This is a genomic window from Desulforhabdus amnigena, assembly GCF_027925305.1.
GTDB lineage: Bacteria > Desulfobacterota > Syntrophobacteria > Syntrophobacterales > Syntrophobacteraceae > Desulforhabdus > Desulforhabdus amnigena.
Map to the genome: position 1 here is coordinate 382,433 of NZ_BSDR01000001.1, position 20,211 is coordinate 402,643.

The window sequence follows — 20,211 nt, forward strand, 5'->3', positions numbered from 1 at the left end:
ACGCATATGGCATGTATTGAAATCATAGAAAATTATCCTCTGGCGGATCTCACAACCTTCAGAGTGGGAGGAGCGGCCAGGTATTTTGTTTCCGTGAGATCCGAGGAAGAAGCTCTCGAAGCGATCGACTTTGCCAAGATGCAGAATTTACCCATTTTTATCCTGGGGGGTGGAAGCAACGTTCTCATAAGCGATAAAGGATTTGACGGTCTTGTTATCCTCAACAGAATCAATGGCTTCCATCGTCGGGAAGAAGGTGGGGATACCCTGGTGCATGCCGGTTCGGGAGAAGATTGGCAGGAATTTGTCGACCGGTGTATTGCAGATGATTTGCAGGGGACGGAGTGCCTTGCGGGAATCCCCGGCACAGTGGGGGCTTCCCCGGTTCAGAACATTGGGGCCTATGGTCAAAGTGTATCCGACACAATAGCCGAAGTCGGTACGATCGATATGGATACGGGCAGATCCGTCTCTTTCGGCAACAAAGACTGCAGATTCGAATATCGCAAGAGTATCTTCAATACTGTTGCAGCGGGCAGATACCTCATAACGAGTGTTACCTTCCGCCTGAAAAAGAATGGGAAGGTAGCTATCCGTTATCGAGAACTCGAGAATCGTCTCAGGGAAATTTCCGATGTCACCATCCAGCAGGTGAGGGACTGCGTTATTGCCATAAGGGACGGAAAAGGACTGCTCGTGCGTCCGGGCCACGAATGTTTTCAATGTGCCGGTTCCTTTTTCAAAAATCCGGTAGTGGATGCGGAAAGCTTCAAAGAAATCGAGAAGAAGGTGCGGAAAGCGGGAGGATGCAGCAATTGGGCCTGGCCTGTCGATTCTGGAGAAGTGAAGATATCTGCGGCATGCCTCATTCAGAGTGCGGGCTTTACTTGCGGATACAGGAAGGGAAATGTTGGGCTGTCGCCCAGGCATACACTTATTGTCGTGGCTTACGAAGGATCTACTGCGCAGGATGTTGTCGATTTTGCAAGGGAAGTGCAGGAGAAGGTGAGGAAAACTTTTGGTGTCCGCCTTAGCCCCGAGGTGCGGTTTGTCGGTTTTTAGAAACTATCTCTAAACGGTCCGAATACCCTTGATCATCATTGCGGTGAAAACCGGAATCCAGGCATTCACGAGAGGGCTGGACTCTGGCTTCCGCCAGGGTGACGGTGTGAGCGAATTTAGAGATAATTTCTTAGCCTTCCTGTATAAAATATCCGCAGATGCCGCAGAAGGGAAGAATGGCCGATTCCGGAACTCGCTTTGTCTCCTTGCTCGCCAGGACCGCTGCGGCGGATGGCTGTGTTTATCAGGCTATAAAATGAATTTCAAAAGACGGCATTCTCCTTCGAATATTCAGAGGTGACGGGATTGAATGTTTTTGGATTGACCTGCAAAGAACTTGCGGATGAAATGAGCCGGCGCTACGGCAAAGGCATCTATCATGCCGCAGCGCTCTACCGGGAGGTTTTCAAAAAGGGCAACACTTCGTTTTCTGAGGCACCGGAATTCTCAAGGTCCATTTCATTTACACGGCAACTCAATGAAGATGTCCGTCTGCCTTCCTGCCGGATCACTGAAAAACTGGAAGACGGGGTCACCAAGTTTGCCTCGTTGCTTGGCGATGGCCATTCCATTGAATCCGTCATCATTCCTGCACAGGGCCGCACCACACTTTGTGTTTCGTCCCAGGTCGGGTGCCGGATGGGATGCAGGTTTTGTGTTACGGGCGGGATGGGTTTTTTGCGAAGTCTAACCGCTGAAGAAATCGTTTGGCAGGTTTATGCCGCCCGATTTGTTTTAAACTGCCGCATCGATAATATTGTATTCATGGGCATGGGAGAGCCCCTGGATAATTTTGAAAACGTCATGCAGGCAGTGCTGGTTATGAATGATCAGCGCGGACTCGATATAGCCTTTAGCCATATTACCATTTCCACTTCGGGACATGTGGATGGCATTCGGAGGCTTGCAGGTTTTCACCTGCCCAGGCTGCGCCTTGCCGTATCGCTCAATGCTGCAGAAGACGGCTTGCGTAGTCATCTGATGCCCATCAATCGAAGGTTTCCTCTTGCCTGCCTGAAGAAGGAACTGCAGGCATTTCCCCTCGGAAGGGGAGGCGTCATTTTTGTCGAATATGTCCTCCTGAAAGCCATAAACGACTCGCGCGATGATGCGAAAAGGCTGGCTCAATACCTTGAAGGGCTTCCTGTCCGCGTCAATGTGATTGCTTACAATGCAGGGGGCTCAACAACATATGCTCCGCCATCTCCCGAAGAGGTGCTCCGATTCTGCGGATGGCTAGCCGAGGAAAAGCTGTTTGTGTGCCTGCGTCAGCCACGAGGGCAGAGCATCATGGCCGCCTGTGGTCAGCTTGGGGCGTTGTTGGCGGAAGGCATTCATGGGAAAGTATGAAAACACTGAGGCATTTACAAAAAGGGGACATACCATGTTGGTGAAGAATTGGATGAGCAAAAGCGTCATAACGATCGATGCCGACGACTCCATGTCACAAGCAATCAGTCTCATCAGGGAACATAAGATTCGTATGCTGCCTGTCTTGAGAAAGGGAAAATTGGTAGGGGTCCTCTCCAATACGGATCTCAAAAGAGCTTCGGCTTCAGATGCGACTTCCCTGGATGTTCACGAACTCCTCTATCTGATCTCTAAAGTCAAAGTCAAAGACATCATGACAAAGGAGATTATTACGATTCCTTTCGATTTCACTGTGGAAGAGGCCGCTTTGCTTCTCATCGAAAAGAAAATATCCGGTGCTCCTGTGGTTGACGAAAAAGGCCGGCTGGTCGGAATCATCACTCGTGACGATCTCTTGAAAGTGCTCATTTCTCTGAGCGGCTTCGGCAAGAAGGGGATTCAATTCGCTCTTCAAATAGAGGACCGTCCGGGTTCCATAAAGGACGTCACGGATATCATTCGCAGTTACGGGGGGCGCATTGCGAGCGTTTTGGGGACTTACGAAAGTGCCCCTGCAGGCTTCAGGAGGGTTTATGTGAGGGCCTACGACATTGAAAGGGAACGCATGGAGCAATTGAAAGAAGAACTGAAGCAGGCTGCGACGATGCTTTACATGGTAGATCATCGGGAAAACAAGCGGGAAATCTACAGTTGATGGTATGAGGGCAACCTTTTACCACTGAGGGCATGGAGAGTGCGGAGAGTTCAAAAAAACCGACCACTTTCCCTTTCTGCGGCATCTGCGCAATCTGCAGATGCCGGTGAGGAAAGATTTTTAGGGAGTTGGCGGATTCTAATATCCTGTTATTTACTACTGAGACACGGAAGGCACGGAGGAGATTTTGGAATTCTTATGGGATTCCTTCGGGATCTCTGTGCCTCCGTGGTAAATGGAGATTTCAAGAGCGACTCACTCCCTTATGAGTAGTGCATGGCGGATATGGAGGTGCTTTGAAAAGACACACTCCGAAGTTTCATATGCCGAGGAAAGCTTCTTTCACTTCCTGGTTTTCCAAGAGTTCCCTCCCTTTACCTTCCATGACGATTTTGCCGTTGGTCAGTACATAGGCTCTGTCACAGATGGTCAGAGTCTGCTTGACATTTTGCTCCACCATGAGGATTGTCAAGCCTTCTTGGTGGATTTGATGCGTCAGTCTGAAAATATCCTGCGTGAGAAGGGGTGAGAGTCCCAAAGACGGTTCGTCGAAGAGCACCATTTTGGGTCGGGACATGAGTCCTCGAGCGATGGCGCACATTTGCTGCTCTCCACCCGAGAGGGTTCCCGCCAGCTGCTTTTGACGTTCTCTAAGGCGGGGAAAGAGTTCCATGACCCATTCCATCGACTGCTTTCGGTGTGACTTTGCCCTGGCGGTAAGCGACCCGAGTTCCAAATTTTCACGCACGGTCATTTCAGGAAAGAGCTGACGCCCCTCGGGCACATGGGCAATTCCGAGATCTATAATGCGGTTTGGAGGGATTCCATTGAGCCGCGTTTCTTCAAACCAGATCTCACCCCTGCTGGGTTGAACCAGATTGGAAATGGTCTTCATAATAGTGGATTTTCCGGCACCGTTGGCTCCTACCAGAACGGCAAATTCACCAGCGTCCACTTTGAAAGATACATCCCATAATACTTGAACGTCGCCATAACCTGCATCGACATGTTCTACCCGTAGCATATTTTTATTCCTTTCCCAGATATGCTTCAATTACGGCTTGGTTATTGGCGACTTCCGCAGGAGTCCCGCGAGCGATTTCCTGGCCGTAGTTGATGCAGAGCAAACGATCGCAGATATTCATGATGACGTGCATGATGTGCTCCACGATGATAATGGTTATGCCCGAATCACGAATTTTTCTAATGAGTTCAGCTCCAGCTGTCTGTTCCTGGGGAGTAAGGCCGGCCATCGTCTCATCCAGGAGCAACAGTTCGGGAGCTGTGGCCAGGGCCCGGGCGATTTCAAGCCGCTTGCGGTCGCCGATGGTGAGGCCCTTTGCGGAGTTGTCCTTTTTGGAAGCCAGTTCACAAAATTCCAGGACTTCCATGGCCTTCTCCATGGCTTCGGATTTTTTGGGCGCTCGGTTGAAAGCGGAAGTCATGACATTTTCCAGCACTGTCATTCGTCGCAATGGCTTGGCGATCTGAAAGGTTCTCCCGATTCCCAGCTTGCAGATTTTCCATGTGGAGAGGCGGTGAATCGGTTGTCCTTGAAAGAGAATCTCCCCGGAACTGCTGGGATGGTAGCCCGTGATGAGGTTGAAAAGAGTGGTCTTGCCGGAGCCGTTCGGTCCGATCAGCCCGTAGATCTCGCCTTTTTCTACTTCGAAATTTATGTCGTTGACGGCCGTCAAGCCGCCGAAGTGTTTTGTGAGATGACGCGTTTCGAAGAATTTCATAGTCAATTCCCGCCATTTGCTGGGAGCGTTTGTTTGCTCCTGGACCAGAGTTGCTGGATTTTGGGCCAATCCCCCACGAGGCCGTTCGCCATGAATCGGATCACGAAAATGACCAGCAGGCCAAAGACGAGAACATGCGATTCACTTACCCATGAAGGAAGCAAACCGAAAAAGGAACTTCTGAAGGTTTCCTGCAGAAGAACCATGATGAAAGCTCCCGCCGGTGGTCCCCAAAGGGTTCCCACACCTCCGATAATCCCAACGAGGATGGCCATGATGGATATGTCGTGCAGGGCAAAAACTACATGAGGATCAATGAAGGCCATGTAGTTCATATATAGAGCCCCGGCCAGGCCGGTAAAAAAGGAACTGACCATGAGAGAAAGGCTCTTGTAGCGGAAAGAACTTATCCCAATGGCTTCGGCCGAGTCCTGATCCTCCCGAATGGCGATAAAATAGTATCCCCATTTGGATTGCATGATGCGATCAATGACGAAAACACAAGCTCCAGCCAGAAAAAGAGCCAGATAATAATAAGGGATTTTGCTCCGAAAGGTCTGAATGATGAGGATTCCTTCCATTCCTTCCGTCAAGCTCCTCCAGTCAGTAGCGACCAGCCGGAAAATTTCTCCGATGGCGATGGTTGCCAGGGCGAAGTAGGGGCCGCGCAGCCGGAAGCAGATCCAGCCGATGACGCAGCCGACGAGCAAGGCCACAGGGCCTCCCAGAAGCATTCCCCACCAGGCGGAAATCCCCAGTTTTGAGGCACACAAACCCGCCGTGTAGGCCCCCGTTCCGAAAAAAATGGCGTGGCCGAATGAAACCTGCCCCGTGAAGCCGGCCAGCAGGTTCCAGGAAGATCCGATCACCACCCACATCAGTGCGATGATGAAAATATGCCGGTAATAGTCGGATGGGACCAACAGCGGGAATAAAAGCAGCACCACGATACTGACGAGCGTTGACCAACGCGGTAATTTCATGACAGTTCCCCCGCTAAATTTTAGTCAGAGTTTTCAGACCACCCGGCAAGAAGATGAGAACCAGGACAAAGATCACCATGGCTACGGCATCCTTTAGTGCCATGGAGATGTAAGTGGCCCCCAGCGACTCTGCAATGCCCAGCACCACACCTCCCACTATGGCTCCCACCGTGCTTCCCATACCGCCGAGCATGGTGATGACAAAAGCCTTGAGGGTGAACGGACCTCCGATATCGGGGAAAAGATAAAAGATGGGGAGAAGCAGGGTGCCTGCCGCAGCCACGAGGGCGGAGCCCAAACCATAGGTGAGAATCGTGATCCACTCGGCATTGATTCCCATGATGATAGCGGCATCCTTGTTTTGAGCGGTGGCTCTCACCGACTTGCCGAGATCGGTCTTCAGGAGAAAGAAAAAGAGTGCCGCACTCAATAAAACGGCAATGCCGAAGGCGACGATCATGGGAACGTTGAAAGAAATGCCTTGAATGTAGATGGCCGCCGTACTGTAAGGTGTTTTCACGGACCTGTAATCGGAATGAAAAAGGAATCGGACGATTTCCGTCAATACCATGCCGATTCCCACCGTCATGAGGACCTGATTTTCCGGGAGGATGGATTCTACCTTGATCAAGGGGTTGAGGAGGTATTTTTGTATGAGGGCGCCGATCACAAAAAGGGTCGGCATCGCTATGAGGAGCGAAAAATAAGGATCCAGTTGAAAATGTTCAAAAAGTACATAGGTGACATACATTGCAACCATCATCAATTGACCGTGCGCTAGATTGATGATTTTCATGACTCCCATGATCAGCGTCATTCCAAGTCCAATGAGGGCATAGATTCCGCCAATGAGAATGCCTGATACGAGAGTTTGGACCAGGACTTCCATAAAGTATTATCCTCTCCTCTCATAAGAGAAAGAAACTGTAGGGGCGCAGCCCCAAGGTTGCACCCCCTGTCAGGAAATTCTCTATTTCCAAACTTTTTCCCATTCGATGGGATAAACGTATGCTTTGGATGCCACATCCTTAGGCCAGACCAGCTCCAGTTTGCCGTTGCTCCATTGAACCAGATAGGTGGGCAACTTGTTTTGGTTGATTTTTTTGCCGTCGGTAACAAATTTTACCGGACCGAAGACAGTCTTCATGTCTGTCGCGGCGAGAGCGTCACGAACATCCTTGGGGTCCATGGACTTGGTGCGCTTGAGGGTGTCGGCGATGACGTAAGCCGCTGAATAGGCTTCTGCACCGTGGTATTCCGTGTCCTTGCCGAATTTCTTTACAAATTTTTCATAGTATTCCATGGCTCCGGGGTAAGGGAGCGTCTGGTACCAGAGGGTTGCAGAAAAGACCATTTCAGCCGCTTTGCCGGCATTCTTGCTGAACTCGGGCAAAGTGAAACCCGCTCCTCCACCTACAAACAGTTTCGGCATGATTCGCAGTTCCATGGATTGGGTCATCAAGAGCGCAGCGTCCATAACATAAGAAATCATGTAGATCAGGTCCGGGTTGGCTTCCTTGACTTTCACCAGAAGCGGTTTGAAATCCATGCCGCCTTTGGAATAACCTTCCGACAGGACGACCTTGATTCCCATTCGATCACACGTTTCCTGAAAAGTTTTTGCTCCACCGCTGCCAAAGGCACTGTCCTCGAAAAGAATTGCCGCCGTCTTGGGTTGAACCACTGAAGCCAGGAAAGTTTCCAACCCCAGGGAATAATCGCTTACCGGTTGATTCAGTCGAAAAACGTAATCCCATTTTTGTTCTGTGATCTTGTCGGCAGACCCCGTATTTATCAAAAAAGGAATGCGGTTTTGCTGAGCTACTCCTGCAATGGCAAAAGTTTCTGAACTGCCGTAACCACCACCGAGCATGACCACCTTGTCTTTATTGATGAGCTTTTCCGCAGCTGAACGTGCGACCTCCGGCTTTCCCGTGTCGTCTTCAAAAAGCAGTTCGAGTTTTTTCCCGTTGATGCCGCCCGCGGCGTTGATCTCTTCCAAAGCCAGCTCAAAAGAGTTCTTTTCAATTTCTCCAAACGCCGCCTGACCTCCAGTGAGAGGAAGGATAATACCGACTTTTATTGTTTCTTCAGCCCATACCGGTACAGAGACTGAGACCATAGACAGGCAAAAGACCATAAGTGCAAACATCAATTTTTTCATTTTACTCCTCCATCTCATGAATTGTTAGCCCCACTGAAACACTGCCTTTTCTTACTGCATAAGGCTCCGCTGCATCCCGTTTCCCCATGGAACGATCAAATGACCCCATGGACATGATTCGGCATACCAAAATATTCTTCAATCCTGCGGAACCAGGGATGAAATTATTTTTCCGTAAGCGTCATTGATGTGCACTGGCCACAAAGCTTTGACTCAATCTGATAAAGCGCAATTTTACGGAGCTGTGAAGAGAGGGGAATCGGCAATCTCAGATACGCGTTCCTGCTGAGCTTCTTGGTATTGGAGTGAGGATACGTATGGCGGAACAAAGGGGATGAAGAGCAATGAAGAACGTTTTTTCGCGACTGGATCAGTTTGTCAAAGATCTATGCAGGGCGTACAGCCCTGCAGGTTTTAGATGAGCCGGGGAAACGAGATCGGAAAACATAATAGCCGAAGAATCTCTTTCTGAGAAGAATAAGATATAGAAATTGAGTTTGGGGTTTTGGGGAAGCCTGGAAACGAACCGCTTCCTCAAAAAAATGGTTGGTTTGAGCGTAAAATAAAGGTACATGACTCAGTTGGCGTGAAGATTTAAACTCGTCCGTTGGGAAATCAAGCAGCCCTAAAAGTTTTTGCCGCGCATTTTTCATGATGATTGACATGGAATAATGTTTGTACGATGATTTTTACATAAGCAGGTGCATATCCATTGCAGACGGAGCGGGTCGTGATTGAACCTGGTCGCCAGAGCAAGAGATGCCACGCCCGAAGGCGATAGTTTTATCGTTGAATGGCGGCGAATGTGTCGTTGGACAGGAATCGTGTAGCTGCAACTGTGGAAGAGAAATCAGTGGTTGAGAAAAACGGTATGTTGAGGGGTGGAAAGGAAACCATACTACTGGTGGATGATGAGGACTTGATCCGGCAGTTGGGTGAAGAGTTGTTGTCCAAGGCTGGTTATACAGTCTTGACAGCGGCTAATGCGGAGATGGGCCTGGAACTCTACTGTCGGAAGAGGGATCAGGTAGATTTGATCATTCTCGATATGATCATGCCGGGAATGGGGGGCAAAAGATTTCTGGAGGAAGTTCGGCATGTGAACCCCAAAGTAAAGGTGATTGTCTCAAGCGGCCATTCCAACTACGATCTCCTGGGAAAATTTGTGGAAAGCAGATGGGTGACTTCCATCAAAAAACCCTACAGAATACATGAAATGCTTGATGCGATTCGAGAAACTCTTGATAAGGCATGAAAGAGCCCTGGCATTGTCCCTCGAACGGGCGTATTTGCACGCCTGAAAATCGGTGGGCCGGCTTTCCAACACTCCACGGTCAGAAGTGGATACCCAGGAAATGCACGGCCTTGTGAAAAGCAAATGTAGAAGGGGCGAATCCGAGAGCGAAGCCGGGCATCCTGGACAGTGTTCAGGATGCCCGGCTTTTTTGTAGCCGTTGCATCCGAGTGTCCTCTAAAAAAGGCTGATCAACATGCGGGTTCCCACGACAAGGAGCAGAAAGGCGAAGACACGTTTGAGTTTCGGAACCGGAAGGCTATGAGCGAGCTTCACGCCCAGGGGTGCCGTCAGCACGCTGGCAGCCACAATTCCAGCCAGGGCGGGGAGATAGATATATCCGAGAGAGTAGCCCGGCAAGCCCGATGTGTGTATGCCGTTGTAGATGTACCCGACCGTTCCGGCAATGGCGATGGGGAAGCCAATGGCGGCCGAAGTTCCGATGGCCTTGTGTACTGGCAGGTTGCACCACATCATGAAGGGGACCGAGAGGGTGCCGCCTCCGATGCCCACCAGGCTGGAAACTCCCCCAATCACATTGCCCACGCCGAACATGCCGAGGTTTCCCGGGAGTTCCCGCGAAGGCTTGGGTTTTCGGTTGGTCAGCATTTGAGCCGCCACATAATAGAGAAAAACGACGAAAAAGGCCTTCAAGAAGTTGGTGGATAGGCGAGCTGCCACGCAAGAACCCAGAAATGTACCGAGCAAAATGCCGGGGACAATGCGTTGGACCACAAGCCACTGAACTGCCCCTCTTTTGTGGTGGGCCCAGAAGCTGGAGACGGAAGTAAAAATGATACTGGCCATGGAAGTCCCTAAGGCCAAATGCATGACGAGTTCATTGGGAATTTTTTGCCAGGTCAGACATAAAACCACCATGGGGACAATAATCAGTCCTCCGCCAATTCCTAGCAGGCCGGCGAGTATTCCGGCAATTACGCCGACAACGAGGTAAATCATGATAACGGACAGCATGAGAGGCTCCTTCTAAATAACATGATGTCTCCGGGCGAAAAGCACTGCTCAGTTTCAGTCCCCCAGGGCTCTCTTTTTCGAAGAAAGACTTTGACGGACGGCATTTACTGAAAAGAGATTTCAGTCCTGCATTTCAAACGAGTTTCAGGTAGACCTAATGCGTTCTTTGCCAAAACAGCTCACAGAGCTGGGGATGCCTGTTCGGAATCTTCCTATGTATCAGGTTCGAATACGGTCTTTTCCACTCTCAGGATATGTTCTTTCATTGCCTGATATGCCATATCCGGATCTCTACTTTCCAATGCATCGATAATTTTCAGATGTCCCACAACGGAAGCCTTTCTTCTACTGCCGCTTTGCAAGAATTCTGAACGACTCTCGTTTAAAATTTCATTTATTGTATTGAATACTTCCTGAACCACTTTATTTTTGGATGCCTGTATGATTTGTTCGTGGAAGGTCTGATCCAGGTCCGAATCCGTCTCTCCTGCCAAAATCTTTCTTTCCTGATCGCAGACGATGATCTTCAGACGGTCGAGTTCTTCCAGGGTAATATTCTTCGCAGCGAGGTAGGCTACCTGAGGTTCCAAAAGCAGCCTAAACTCGAGGATATCCCGTAATCGGTCCTTTTCGGCGTGAATGACAAAGGCAAAAGGGTCCACCAAAAGAGAAGGATCCACTGCGCAGACGTAAGTTCCATCTCCGCGGCGGCTTTCAAGGATGCCTTTTTCCGAAAGGGCCTGCACGGCTTGCCTCACACAGTTGCGGGAGACCCTGAAGGTTTCTGCGAGAGTCCTCTCAGGGGGAATCTTATCTCCTATCTTGAGATCTCCCTTCTGGATCATTTCCTGAATCTGTTCCACAATATCTTTGTAAAGATACTTTTTCTTCGAAACAGGCTTATCCGGAGGACTCCTGTCCTCTTTGGGTTGGACACACTGAATTTCCATTGGTATATCCAATTTTTCGCCGTGTTGGCATTGAAAAGTTCCGGCATATTGCCATTGTCTGTCATTATTGGTTCTACCAATAACAAGTCCGTTTCGATTTTTCAAGGCATTTTTTAAGGACGTTTTTTTATAATCTGGATGTGTTCTCTATTTACAATAGCTTGTCTTCAGTCGAGTGTTGATGTGTTTTTCTAAAGGTAGAACCAATTTTGTCCAGATTTGAAGGTGTAGCGTGTTTGTTTGCTTTCAGTTCTGGAGTGCGGATCATTGGAGAGTGGGCTTGCTTTTCTTTTCGAGGAGTTCCGGCCGGGGGGCATTTTCCCCTATCTGTTGATTTTTTGTTGGATGACCTGTCCTCTCTGTCGGCTTTGGAACGCTTGAAACGGGAGGGGGAATTCTGATAATAGTACCGGGAACGTGACATTGTGTGGGAAAGGGATCGAGTTTTGAAAAGTGCAATCATGAGTGAAACACAACATAAAGGAGGATCTACAGGTCCTCACCAGTTTCAATTGGAGAGCTGGATCAGCTGTGCCCCCTTCGAACGGTTATTGCATTTGGAAATTATTGAAGCCCAGAATGGAAAGGCCACTCTCACCATGCCTTTTCTTTTGGATTTTGCTCAGGGGGGTGGCTTGATGCATGGGGGGGCGTTGGTCAGCCTGGCGGATACAGCGGTGGTGATGGCCATCAAGAGTCTTCTTCCCCAGGGGACTCATTTTGCAACGATTTCAATGGAAATTAAATTCCTATATCCTGTGAAGCAGGGTGTTGTGACTGCGAGAGCAGAGGTCATTCACCGGGAAGGCAGGACCATAGATGGCCGGGCAACCCTTTACAACGAGGAGGGGAGATGCGTTCTCGAATTTTGTTCTGTTTTCAAGATTGCAAGGGACAAAACTATTAAAGAAATCAATGTCAAAGGGAGTTGAAGTCGATGAGGGCAGGTTTTCCACGGCCCATGTGAAAACGTGGAATCAGACTTCGCTATCCATGCAATCCCGTCATATCGAGCCAGCTTGGATCAGACGGTGAACTTGTACCCAATGCCGTAAACCGTGGTGATGACATCCTGGTTAGGAAGTTTCTGAGCGATTTTCTTGCGCAAATTTTTTATATGCGTGTCGATGGTGCGGTCGTAACCTTCAAAGTCATATCCCTGAACCTGGTTCAAGAGCTCGTTTCGGGAAAAGACGCGAGTGGGATGTGCCATCAAGACTCTAAGCAGGCTGAACTCACTGGGTGTCAACTCCAGGCTCTCGCCGTTTACGGCTACTTGGTGCGTTTTATCATCCAGCATAAATGGCCCTACGACCATCTTTTCCATAATGGGGCCGGTATTGGCTCTCCGTAGCACCGCTTTTACCCGGGCAACGACCTCGCGGGGACTGAAAGGCTTGCAAATATAATCATCAGCCCCGAGTTCCAATCCTATCAGACGGTCCACTTCCTCTACCTTTGCCGTCAACATGATGATAGGAACAGAAGAAAATCTGCGGATTTCCCGGCAGACTTCCATCCCGTCCATTCCCGGAAGCATGATGTCGAGCAAGATCAGGTCGGGTGCACTCTTCTTGACATGAGACACCGCTTCGTCCCCCCGTTCGAGAGAGGATACCTTGTATTGAGCTTTTTCCAGGTAATCCCGCAGAAGTTCCACTATTTTCTTTTCGTCTTCCACTATCAGTATATTTGCACTTGTCATAGTTTCAACCTGCATGATTTCATTTTGGCTATGCACAGGCAGTATTCGGGAACCCGATTTCGATCCTGAGACCGCCTGACGCTCCGTTGGCTGCACTGATCTCTGCACCGTGGCTCTCTGCGATCGTTTTGCAGATGGCGAGCCCCAGCCCGCTTCCGCCTTTGCCGCGGGTCCTGGATGCGTCGACCCGGTAGAGTCGATCGAACAAGCGGCCAAGAGACTCTTGAGGAACCCCGGGACCCGAATCCTCGAGATAGAGGGTCACCCGGTTTCCCTTTCGTTCCCGCCAGACGAGCAGGGTTCCCGGAGAATCAGTATAGCGAAGGGTATTTTCAATCAAGTTGGAATAGAGCTGCGACAGGCGGTCTCTATCCCCCTGTATCATGAAGTCATCTTCTTCCGGCAGTTCGTCATGAACTGTGATTTGTGATTGCATGAGCCTGGTTTCGAAAAGTCTTAAAACGTCTTTTAACACTCTCAGCGGATGTACCGGTTTCTTGTTCAAATGCAACGAGCCGCTATCCGCCAGAGAGAGTTCATGGAGGTCTTCTACGATCTTTGCAAGATGTAACGCTTCCGTATGGAGCGAATCAAGAGAATCTTCCGTCACCTGACGCACGCCATCCTGCATGGCTTCGATTTCTCCCCGCAGGACGGAGAGAGGGGTTCGAAGTTCATGGGAAATATCGGAAATCCATTGTTTTCGCATGAGTTCATATTTTTCCAGGGTTTGCGCCATGAGATTGAAGTCATTTGCCAATTGTCCGAGTTCATCGCTGGTGTGCACCTGGATGCGTGTATCGAATTTGAGGGATGTCAGGGCCTGAGTGCCGACAGTAAGTTGTCGGATGGGAGCCAGAAGGTGCTTGGAGAGGAGAAACGAGACGATGGCTGCGAGCAATAGAATACCGCCTCCCGTAATGAAGAACCCCTGGGTTTGTTTTTTTATGAAGGCGATGGCGAGAGGGTGGGACAATCGATCTCGTTTCTCGAGCGCCAGCCAGCCGATATTCCTTCCATCCAGGGTGATCTCGCGAAGGGTATGCTTGCTTGATGAAAGCACAGAAGGTCTTCCAGCCACCAGGCGTTCCTGAGTATCGAAAAGGGAAAGCCGAAAGATGATCCTGAGCGGGTCTCTGGGGGGGGCCGGATTCCTCCTGAAGTTCTGCATGGCAACGTATGCGTCGTCATGAGGTCGCTGGCGGTACGGAGGCCCCGGAGGACCTTCCAGATTGTTGAAATCTTCTTTCTCCTCTCCCAATCGAAGCTTCTCCAGCCAAAGCTGATGATTTTCCCTCAATGAATTCCAACTGTGGTGCTTCTCATATTCTTCGCTCAAAATCTTGACAATATGGTCAAGTTTTTCCAATTCCATTTTATTCACAAATTCTTCAAAATTTTGTTCAACATAGAAACGCATGATTCCAACCATCAGAGCCACAATCATCAAGGATGTCAATAAAAAAGCGCCGAAAATTTTATGTGCCAGCTTAAGTTTCACTTATCGATTTCTCCCATTCCCATACGCCGTATTCTATGGTCCGTAACATTGTCTCGAACGCATCACTGCAATAGACTAATGAAATATAACTTCTATTTCAAAGAATTCATGAATCTTCACATTAATCACACCGCTTCTTCATCCTTTCCACACAATCGATCGATCCCACAATCTTCACATCTTTCCTTCATAGTTTCTCCACAATTGAATGTTAATTCATGCACACATTTCAGGGTTGAGATTTTCTATGAAATGAGGCGGTTGAAGTCTGACAAGATTAGAGGAGACTGCTATGAATCGAAGAAAGAACCTTGGGGGAGCAAGCGTTTCGGTTCCGTCGGCTCAAGAGTCCTTCGAGGTGTTTGGCGAGGGTGTGAGTTGCGAAAAGAGTGCTGCAGGGGATACTGTGGACCAACCGGGTAATGTAAAAAACACCTTGAAGGAGGCTTTTCTCACCGTCATGGGTGTGATTGTCGTGGCTACAGCCATGGTCGTCTATTATCAAAGCGCCTTCTGATTTCATGCACATTTCAAAAAAAGAATTTTAGAATTCGAGAATGGAAATAGATTGTCAAAAAAAGGAGATAAGATAATGAAAACAATAAGTTTATCAAAGGCCGGCTGGACTTTGCTCTTCGCAGGAATGATGTTTTTTATCCCTGCAAACGGCTACTCCCAGGAAAACACCGCCCCTCCAAAAGCGGGAGACAGGTTCATTCAAAATTTCGACAAGGATGGCGACGGAAAGGTCTCTCGGGAGGAATTCCCCAGTCGTGAGGAAGCGTTCACCAGGTTGGATACCAATGGGGATGACGTCGTAGATGCCGGAGAGGCTCCCGGCAAGGGAAGATTTATCCAAAAATTCGACAAAGACGGTGACGGGAAGGTGTCTCGTGAGGAATTTTCCGGGCATGACGATCGTTTTGCTCGAATGGACAAAAACAGCGACGGTTACATCGATTCCGAAGAGATTTCTCGAATGCAGCATCGGTGTGGTAAAAGAGGCGGCAATTTCATCAAACGTTTCGACACGAATTCGGATGGAAAAATATCGAAAGAGGAGTTCCGCGGCCCCGATGAACGTTTTACCAGCCTGGACAAAAACGGCGACGGCTTTATCGATGAAAGTGAGGTGCCCCGGAAGCCTCACCGCGGTGCCGTTGGAGACAACTCCAATAACCAATGAGTCTCAGGGGATTCTCATGTGAGTGTCTACCACAAAATACAGTTCGGGGTTCTATCCTGACATGAGATCTTGAGGAATTGAATCTCGTTAAGGCATAAGAAAAGGCTTCTTTATCCCTGATTTTTCTCCTCCATTGGGGTCTCTCCGACAGACCCCAATGATTTTCCATCGCCCCCCTTCAAAGGGGGGGCTTCAAAAACTTCCAGGCGGGAGCATGACTTTTTCCGTGGTGTTCCAGAATAACGGAATATGGAACTTGGCGCCGACATGCAGGCCGGATTGTTAATTGTTCATATATATTAACATGCTGGTTTCTTTGAGGAAGATAAAAATAAAGAGGCCTTTTGTCTGGATTTCATTGAATATTTCGATATTATTGCACATAAAGTATAGAATATTCTAATGGCATTGACTAAGAAAGGAGGCTGTTATGGGCGAGGAGATGGAAGTCGGTTGTGCACGACCAACCGGAGGTCCGGTGGGGGAGGCAATCCACGAACAATCGGAGAAAGACATCACACCTGTCAGGGAGGTTGTATCCATGATACGAGTCGGAAAGAAAGCGCCAGATTTTGTCGCCCCGGCGTATCAGCAGGGGAAGTTCGTGTCGGTAAAACTTTCGGAATATCTTGGAAAATGGGTTTTGTTGTGCTTCTACCCGGGTGATTTCACCTTCGTCTGAGCCACTGAACTTTCGGCAGTTGCCGAAAAGTATGCGGAATTTCAGAAGCTGGGCGTGGAAATCCTTTCCATGAGCATCGACAGTGTTTTCGTTCATAAGATGTGGGACGATAACGAGCTTTCCAAAATGGTGGAAGGGGGTATCCCTTTCCCCATGCTTTCGGATGCGGGAGGAAGGGTTGGAAAAGTTTTTGGTGTTTTCGATGAAGATGCCGGTGTCGAAACGCGTGGAAGGTTCATCATCGATCCTGAGGGAGTAGTTCAGGGATTCGAGGTTCTTACTCCTCCGGTGGGACGGAATGTCGAAGAATCCATAAGACAGGTGCAAGCCTTCCAGGTAGTGAGAGAGAGTAAGGGTAAGGAAGCCACACCATCGGGATGGAGGCCTGGGAAACTTACTCTGAAACCGGGCCCGGATCTCGTCGGTAAGGTTTGGGAAGTCTGGAAAACTCGTATGGCCTTCGATTAACCGCCATGACCGGAGCGGCCTCAACGAAAAATAAAAGCAAAATCCGAATTCCTGTTTTTGCTGATTGACTTAAAAAGATTTTTCTGTGTGGTAAGTAGCTTGCGAATCCCTGCAGCCGTCTTTTCCGCATGTTTCTGGTGAGGATGACAGCTGCAGGGCCTGTTGCTCAGTCTCGCTATTTCAATCCATTCCATCGCCTTTTCAATGGCGATCCTGCCCGCTGTTCACCCAGCGGTATGAAAAGCTTTTTCAGGTCTTACGGTGCCGATCTTGCCCCTGATTTCAAAACAATCCATTCCCGAACCACTATATTCTTTATCGGAAGATAGACATATATTCCCTTTTTTCGCCGGCTTTTTCGTCAAGTTCAGCCTGAAGGTTGCCTCTTTTTTAATCAAAAAAATGTATTATTCAATATCTACAATGGCATATAATATGAGCACTAAATTCTATGCGTTTTTTGACCTGCTATATCCGGCATGGGATGTTATCTTTTAAAAAAAATTGTCGAAAAACCCATAGAGAAATAGAATCGATACCGAGGGGAGTCACGATGAAGGTTATCGGAATTGAAGGGAGTCCAAGGGAAGACGGAAACACTGAAAAGCTGGTAAGAGCCATTTTGGCCGGCGCTGCTCAAAAAGGCGCCGACACCCGGTTTTACAAAATTTCAAAAATGAATATCTCGCCTTGTAGGGGGTGCATCGGCTGCAGGGAGAGCGGTATTTGTGTGATCCAAGACGAAATGACGATACTCTACGATGAAATACAAGCTTCCGATGCCATCGTATTGGGTTCGCCTATATATATGTGGCAGGTGACCGCTCAAACAAAAATGCTAATGGACCGTCTCGTGGTATTTGTCAAGCCTGATTTTTCCTCCCGCCTAAATGGGAAGAAGGATTTGGTGTTGGCTTTCACGCAAGGAAATCCGGATCCGCAATCCTTTAAATTCTATTTCGATTATCTCGAAAAGCTGTTTTCATTTATGTATTACGATGTCAGGGGAAGGGTTGTTGCTCATGGGATGCGAAAAAAAGATGACATTCTCGATCAAAAAGAGGTACTGGAAAGGGCAAGAGAGATCGGGAAAAGCCTAGTGGCCTGACTCTGCATTGCTCATGGCGCAAATCATGCTACCGCCATGTCTCCCATCGCCTGTTGAACATGTTGATTTCATGAATCTCGGATCTTCTCCATCGGACTGTCTCTCTCAAGCACATTCAAAGTAGGGTTTTCGTTCGCCATTATAAAGTGGTGCTTTGCCAATACAGGAATCCGGTTTGTAAGATGAAGGGATAAACATTGGATTCATCTTGATGCTTTTCATTTGAAGGCTGAATATCCCCGGATTTGCAGGCTTACTCCACAAGACGCATCAACAGATGACGGCTTTCCCAAATGGGTCGTATAGATGGGGAAACAACCGGAAAGGAAATGCCCGATGTGTGAATACAAAGTGATCTTTCAGCCCTTTAACAAGGCGATAACTGTGGCCGACGGCGACAATCTCCTTCGTACGGCCATGGAAGCCGGTGTCCATATCAATGCATCGTGTGGTGGCGCCGGTGTATGTGGCAAGTGTCGAGTTTTGATCGAGAGTGGAACCGTTGAGGGCGGCATTACGGAAAAGCTCAGTGCTGATGACCTGGCCAAAGGGTATCGGCTGGCATGCCAAAGCAGGATTCGAAGCGATCTGGTCGTGCGAATCCCTGTTGAATCCGAAGTCGATGCGGGGGTCCTGAATAAATTTGCCACTCCCCGTAAGACTGCCCGCATTCATCAGGTCGATTTCGAGGAACTGAAGGATCAGGGACTGTTCATTCCCCCTGTAGAGAAGCGCTACCTGGAACTTCCCCCGCCCAATGACCAGGATCGTCTGCCGGATGTCACCCGGCTCATCAATTTTCTCAAGGCCAAATACAATGAACATCGGCTCGTGGCCAGGCTTCCGGTGATACGCAAGATCCCCGATACCCTGAGAAACTCCGCATTCAAGGTAACCGCCACCCTTGCCCGGCCGGTGCACGAAGGCCGCAAAACCCATATCATCAATATTGAACCGGGCGACACGACGAACCGAAATTTCGCCATAGCCATGGATATCGGTACCACAACGGTTTATGGGCAATTGATCGATCTTATAAGCGGTGAGGTTGTGGCTCAGCACGGGGAATTCAATGGCCAAATCAGCTACGGGGAAGATGTGCTCAGCCGTATCGTCTTTGCCGAAAGACCAGGAGGGCTCGATAAGCTGCATCAGGTAGTTGTGGCCACCATCAATACCATCATCCGACGGATCGTCAAAGAGGCGAAGGTTGAGCTCGACGAGATTTCGAGCATCACGCTGGCTGGCAATACCACGATGACACAGTTGCTGCTCAAAATAAATCCCCGCTACATTCGCTTTGCCCCCTACGTTCCCGCCTCAACCCTGTATCCCCCCATCAATGCTGTGGATTTGGGTCTGGAATTGGGGGATCATGTCACGGCGCTTGTCTACCCCGCCATTTCTTCTTATGTGGGTGGGGATATCGTCGCTGGAGTGATGGGCGCCGGTCTGTACCGGACAGAAGAGGTCACTCTTTATTTGGATATCGGCACCAATGCCGAAATCGTTGTGGGAAACAAGGACTGGTTCGCCTGCGCTGCCTGTTCGGCCGGCCCCGCCTTTGAAGGTGGAGGGATCAAATTCGGTATGCGTGCGGCCAAAGGGGCAATTGAGGATTTTTCAGTGGACCCTGTCTCCCTTGAACCGATGCTGGTGACCATCGGCAATGTTCGACCGAAGGGAATCTGCGGTTCGGGACTCATTACCATTGTAGCCACATTCTTTGAAATGGGCATCATCGACAGTCGGGGAAAATTCCATGTGAATCTGAAGACCGATCGGGTGCGTGAAGCCGATGGCGTCTGTGAATATGTTCTCGTCTGGGCTGATGAAACACAGATTGATCGGGATATTACCATCAGCGAAAACGATATAGACAACCTCATTCGGGCCAAAGGGGCCATTTTCAGTGGTTTCCAGACCTTGCTGGAAGAGGTCGGTCTGCGCTTTGAGGATGTCGATAAAATCGTCTTGGCGGGGGGCTTCGGCAGCTACATTGATCTCGAAAAGGCCATGGTTATTGGGCTCCTTCCGGAAACGGACCCCGAAAAGATCACTTTTATCGGCAACGGCTCGCTCATGGGGTGTCGCATGAGCTCTCTCACCAACCGCATTCGCAGGGATGTCGTGGAGGTGACGAAGAAAATGACTAATTTCGAGCTGTCGGAGACGCCTTCCTTCATGAACCGCTATGTGGCATCACTCTTCCTGCCCCACACGGAAATCAACCATTTTCCCAAGCTCAAAGCGCGCATGAGTGCCCGCAGAAGGTTTCTGCGCTAGATCGAAACCGTCATCCTGCCTTTTTTTGAGCGGGAAGAAG

19 protein-coding genes are annotated in these 20,211 nt (G+C 49.3%); 10 read left to right on the forward strand and 9 right to left on the reverse strand.

The window, feature by feature from the left end:
- The first annotated feature begins 6 nt into the window (after positions 1-6).
- The 3 genes from QMG16_RS01790 to QMG16_RS01800 all read left to right on the forward strand — a co-directional run bounded on the left by QMG16_RS01790 (position 7) and on the right by QMG16_RS01800 (position 3,127).
- Positions 7-1,062: a UDP-N-acetylmuramate dehydrogenase gene (locus QMG16_RS01790; protein ID WP_281791949.1), complete on the forward strand. Its 1,056-nt coding sequence runs from the start codon at positions 7-9 to the stop codon at positions 1,060-1,062.
- 306 nt (positions 1,063-1,368) lie between these two features.
- Positions 1,369-2,412 (forward strand): dual-specificity RNA methyltransferase RlmN, encoded by a 1,044-nt coding sequence (gene rlmN / locus QMG16_RS01795; RefSeq protein ID WP_281791950.1) that lies wholly within the window; start codon positions 1,369-1,371, stop codon positions 2,410-2,412.
- A gap of 34 nt (positions 2,413-2,446) precedes the next feature.
- Complete coding sequence (locus QMG16_RS01800; RefSeq protein WP_281791951.1) at positions 2,447-3,127, forward strand: CBS and ACT domain-containing protein; 681 nt, start codon at positions 2,447-2,449, stop codon at positions 3,125-3,127.
- 319 nt (positions 3,128-3,446) lie between these two features.
- Here QMG16_RS01800 and QMG16_RS01805 read toward each other — a convergent pair whose 3' ends face one another.
- The 5 genes from QMG16_RS01805 to QMG16_RS01825 form a co-directional block, all read right to left on the reverse strand.
- Complete coding sequence (locus QMG16_RS01805) at positions 3,447-4,151, reverse strand: ABC transporter ATP-binding protein (protein WP_281791952.1); 705 nt, start codon at positions 4,149-4,151, stop codon at positions 3,447-3,449.
- A gap of 4 nt (positions 4,152-4,155) precedes the next feature.
- The gene (locus QMG16_RS01810; RefSeq protein ID WP_281791953.1) at positions 4,156-4,869 is read right to left on the reverse strand and encodes an ABC transporter ATP-binding protein; all 714 of its coding nucleotides are present in this window, start codon (positions 4,867-4,869) and stop codon (positions 4,156-4,158) included.
- A gap of 2 nt (positions 4,870-4,871) precedes the next feature.
- Positions 4,872-5,852 (reverse strand): branched-chain amino acid ABC transporter permease, encoded by a 981-nt coding sequence (locus tag QMG16_RS01815; RefSeq protein WP_281791954.1) that lies wholly within the window; start codon positions 5,850-5,852, stop codon positions 4,872-4,874.
- A 13-nt stretch (positions 5,853-5,865) separates the two neighbouring features.
- Positions 5,866-6,741, reverse strand: coding sequence for a branched-chain amino acid ABC transporter permease (locus tag QMG16_RS01820; RefSeq protein WP_281791955.1), 876 nt, complete (start codon positions 6,739-6,741; stop codon positions 5,866-5,868).
- 81 nt (positions 6,742-6,822) lie between these two features.
- Entirely contained in the window at positions 6,823-8,016 is a 1,194-nt protein-coding gene (locus QMG16_RS01825; protein ID WP_281791956.1) for an ABC transporter substrate-binding protein, read from the reverse strand.
- A gap of 853 nt (positions 8,017-8,869) precedes the next feature.
- On the opposite strand from QMG16_RS01825, the gene QMG16_RS01830 reads away from it, so the two are divergent.
- Positions 8,870-9,271 (forward strand): response regulator, encoded by a 402-nt coding sequence (locus QMG16_RS01830; RefSeq protein WP_281791957.1) that lies wholly within the window; start codon positions 8,870-8,872, stop codon positions 9,269-9,271.
- Between the two features lie 216 nt (positions 9,272-9,487).
- On the opposite strand, the gene QMG16_RS01835 is transcribed toward QMG16_RS01830, so the two are convergent.
- Positions 9,488-10,285 (reverse strand): sulfite exporter TauE/SafE family protein, encoded by a 798-nt coding sequence (locus QMG16_RS01835; protein WP_281791958.1) that lies wholly within the window; start codon positions 10,283-10,285, stop codon positions 9,488-9,490.
- A gap of 212 nt (positions 10,286-10,497) precedes the next feature.
- Positions 10,498-11,235 (reverse strand): FadR/GntR family transcriptional regulator, encoded by a 738-nt coding sequence (locus QMG16_RS01840; protein WP_281791959.1) that lies wholly within the window; start codon positions 11,233-11,235, stop codon positions 10,498-10,500.
- A gap of 461 nt (positions 11,236-11,696) precedes the next feature.
- Between QMG16_RS01840 and QMG16_RS01845 the strand changes: the two genes are divergently transcribed.
- On the forward strand, positions 11,697-12,167 hold the full coding sequence (locus QMG16_RS01845; RefSeq protein WP_281791960.1) for a PaaI family thioesterase: 471 nt from the start codon (positions 11,697-11,699) through the stop codon (positions 12,165-12,167).
- 92 nt (positions 12,168-12,259) lie between these two features.
- Here the strand turns inward: QMG16_RS01845 and QMG16_RS01850 are convergent, their stop codons facing one another.
- Both QMG16_RS01850 and QMG16_RS01855 read right to left on the reverse strand, forming a co-directional pair.
- A complete protein-coding gene (locus QMG16_RS01850; RefSeq protein ID WP_281791961.1) occupies positions 12,260-12,940 on the reverse strand; it encodes a response regulator in 681 nt (226 codons plus the stop codon).
- A 28-nt stretch (positions 12,941-12,968) separates the two neighbouring features.
- On the reverse strand, positions 12,969-14,441 hold the full coding sequence (locus QMG16_RS01855) for an ATP-binding protein (RefSeq protein ID WP_281791962.1): 1,473 nt from the start codon (positions 14,439-14,441) through the stop codon (positions 12,969-12,971).
- Positions 14,442-14,733: 292 nt separating this feature from the next.
- Between QMG16_RS01855 and QMG16_RS01860 the strand changes: the two genes are divergently transcribed.
- From QMG16_RS01860 to QMG16_RS01880, 5 genes are all read left to right on the forward strand, one after another.
- Positions 14,734-14,958: a hypothetical protein gene (locus QMG16_RS01860; protein WP_281791963.1), complete on the forward strand. Its 225-nt coding sequence runs from the start codon at positions 14,734-14,736 to the stop codon at positions 14,956-14,958.
- 75 nt (positions 14,959-15,033) lie between these two features.
- Positions 15,034-15,627, forward strand: coding sequence for an EF-hand domain-containing protein (locus QMG16_RS01865; protein ID WP_281791964.1), 594 nt, complete (start codon positions 15,034-15,036; stop codon positions 15,625-15,627).
- A 430-nt stretch (positions 15,628-16,057) separates the two neighbouring features.
- Positions 16,058-16,777 carry a thioredoxin-dependent peroxiredoxin gene (prxU, locus tag QMG16_RS01870; RefSeq protein WP_281791965.1) on the forward strand — a complete coding sequence of 240 codons (720 nt, stop codon included), beginning with the start codon at positions 16,058-16,060 and terminating at the stop codon, positions 16,775-16,777.
- 553 nt (positions 16,778-17,330) lie between these two features.
- Positions 17,331-17,885, forward strand: coding sequence for a flavodoxin family protein (locus QMG16_RS01875; protein WP_281791966.1), 555 nt, complete (start codon positions 17,331-17,333; stop codon positions 17,883-17,885).
- 336 nt (positions 17,886-18,221) lie between these two features.
- Complete coding sequence (locus QMG16_RS01880) at positions 18,222-20,171, forward strand: ASKHA domain-containing protein (protein ID WP_281791967.1); 1,950 nt, start codon at positions 18,222-18,224, stop codon at positions 20,169-20,171.
- The last annotated feature ends 40 nt before the right edge of the window (positions 20,172-20,211 follow it).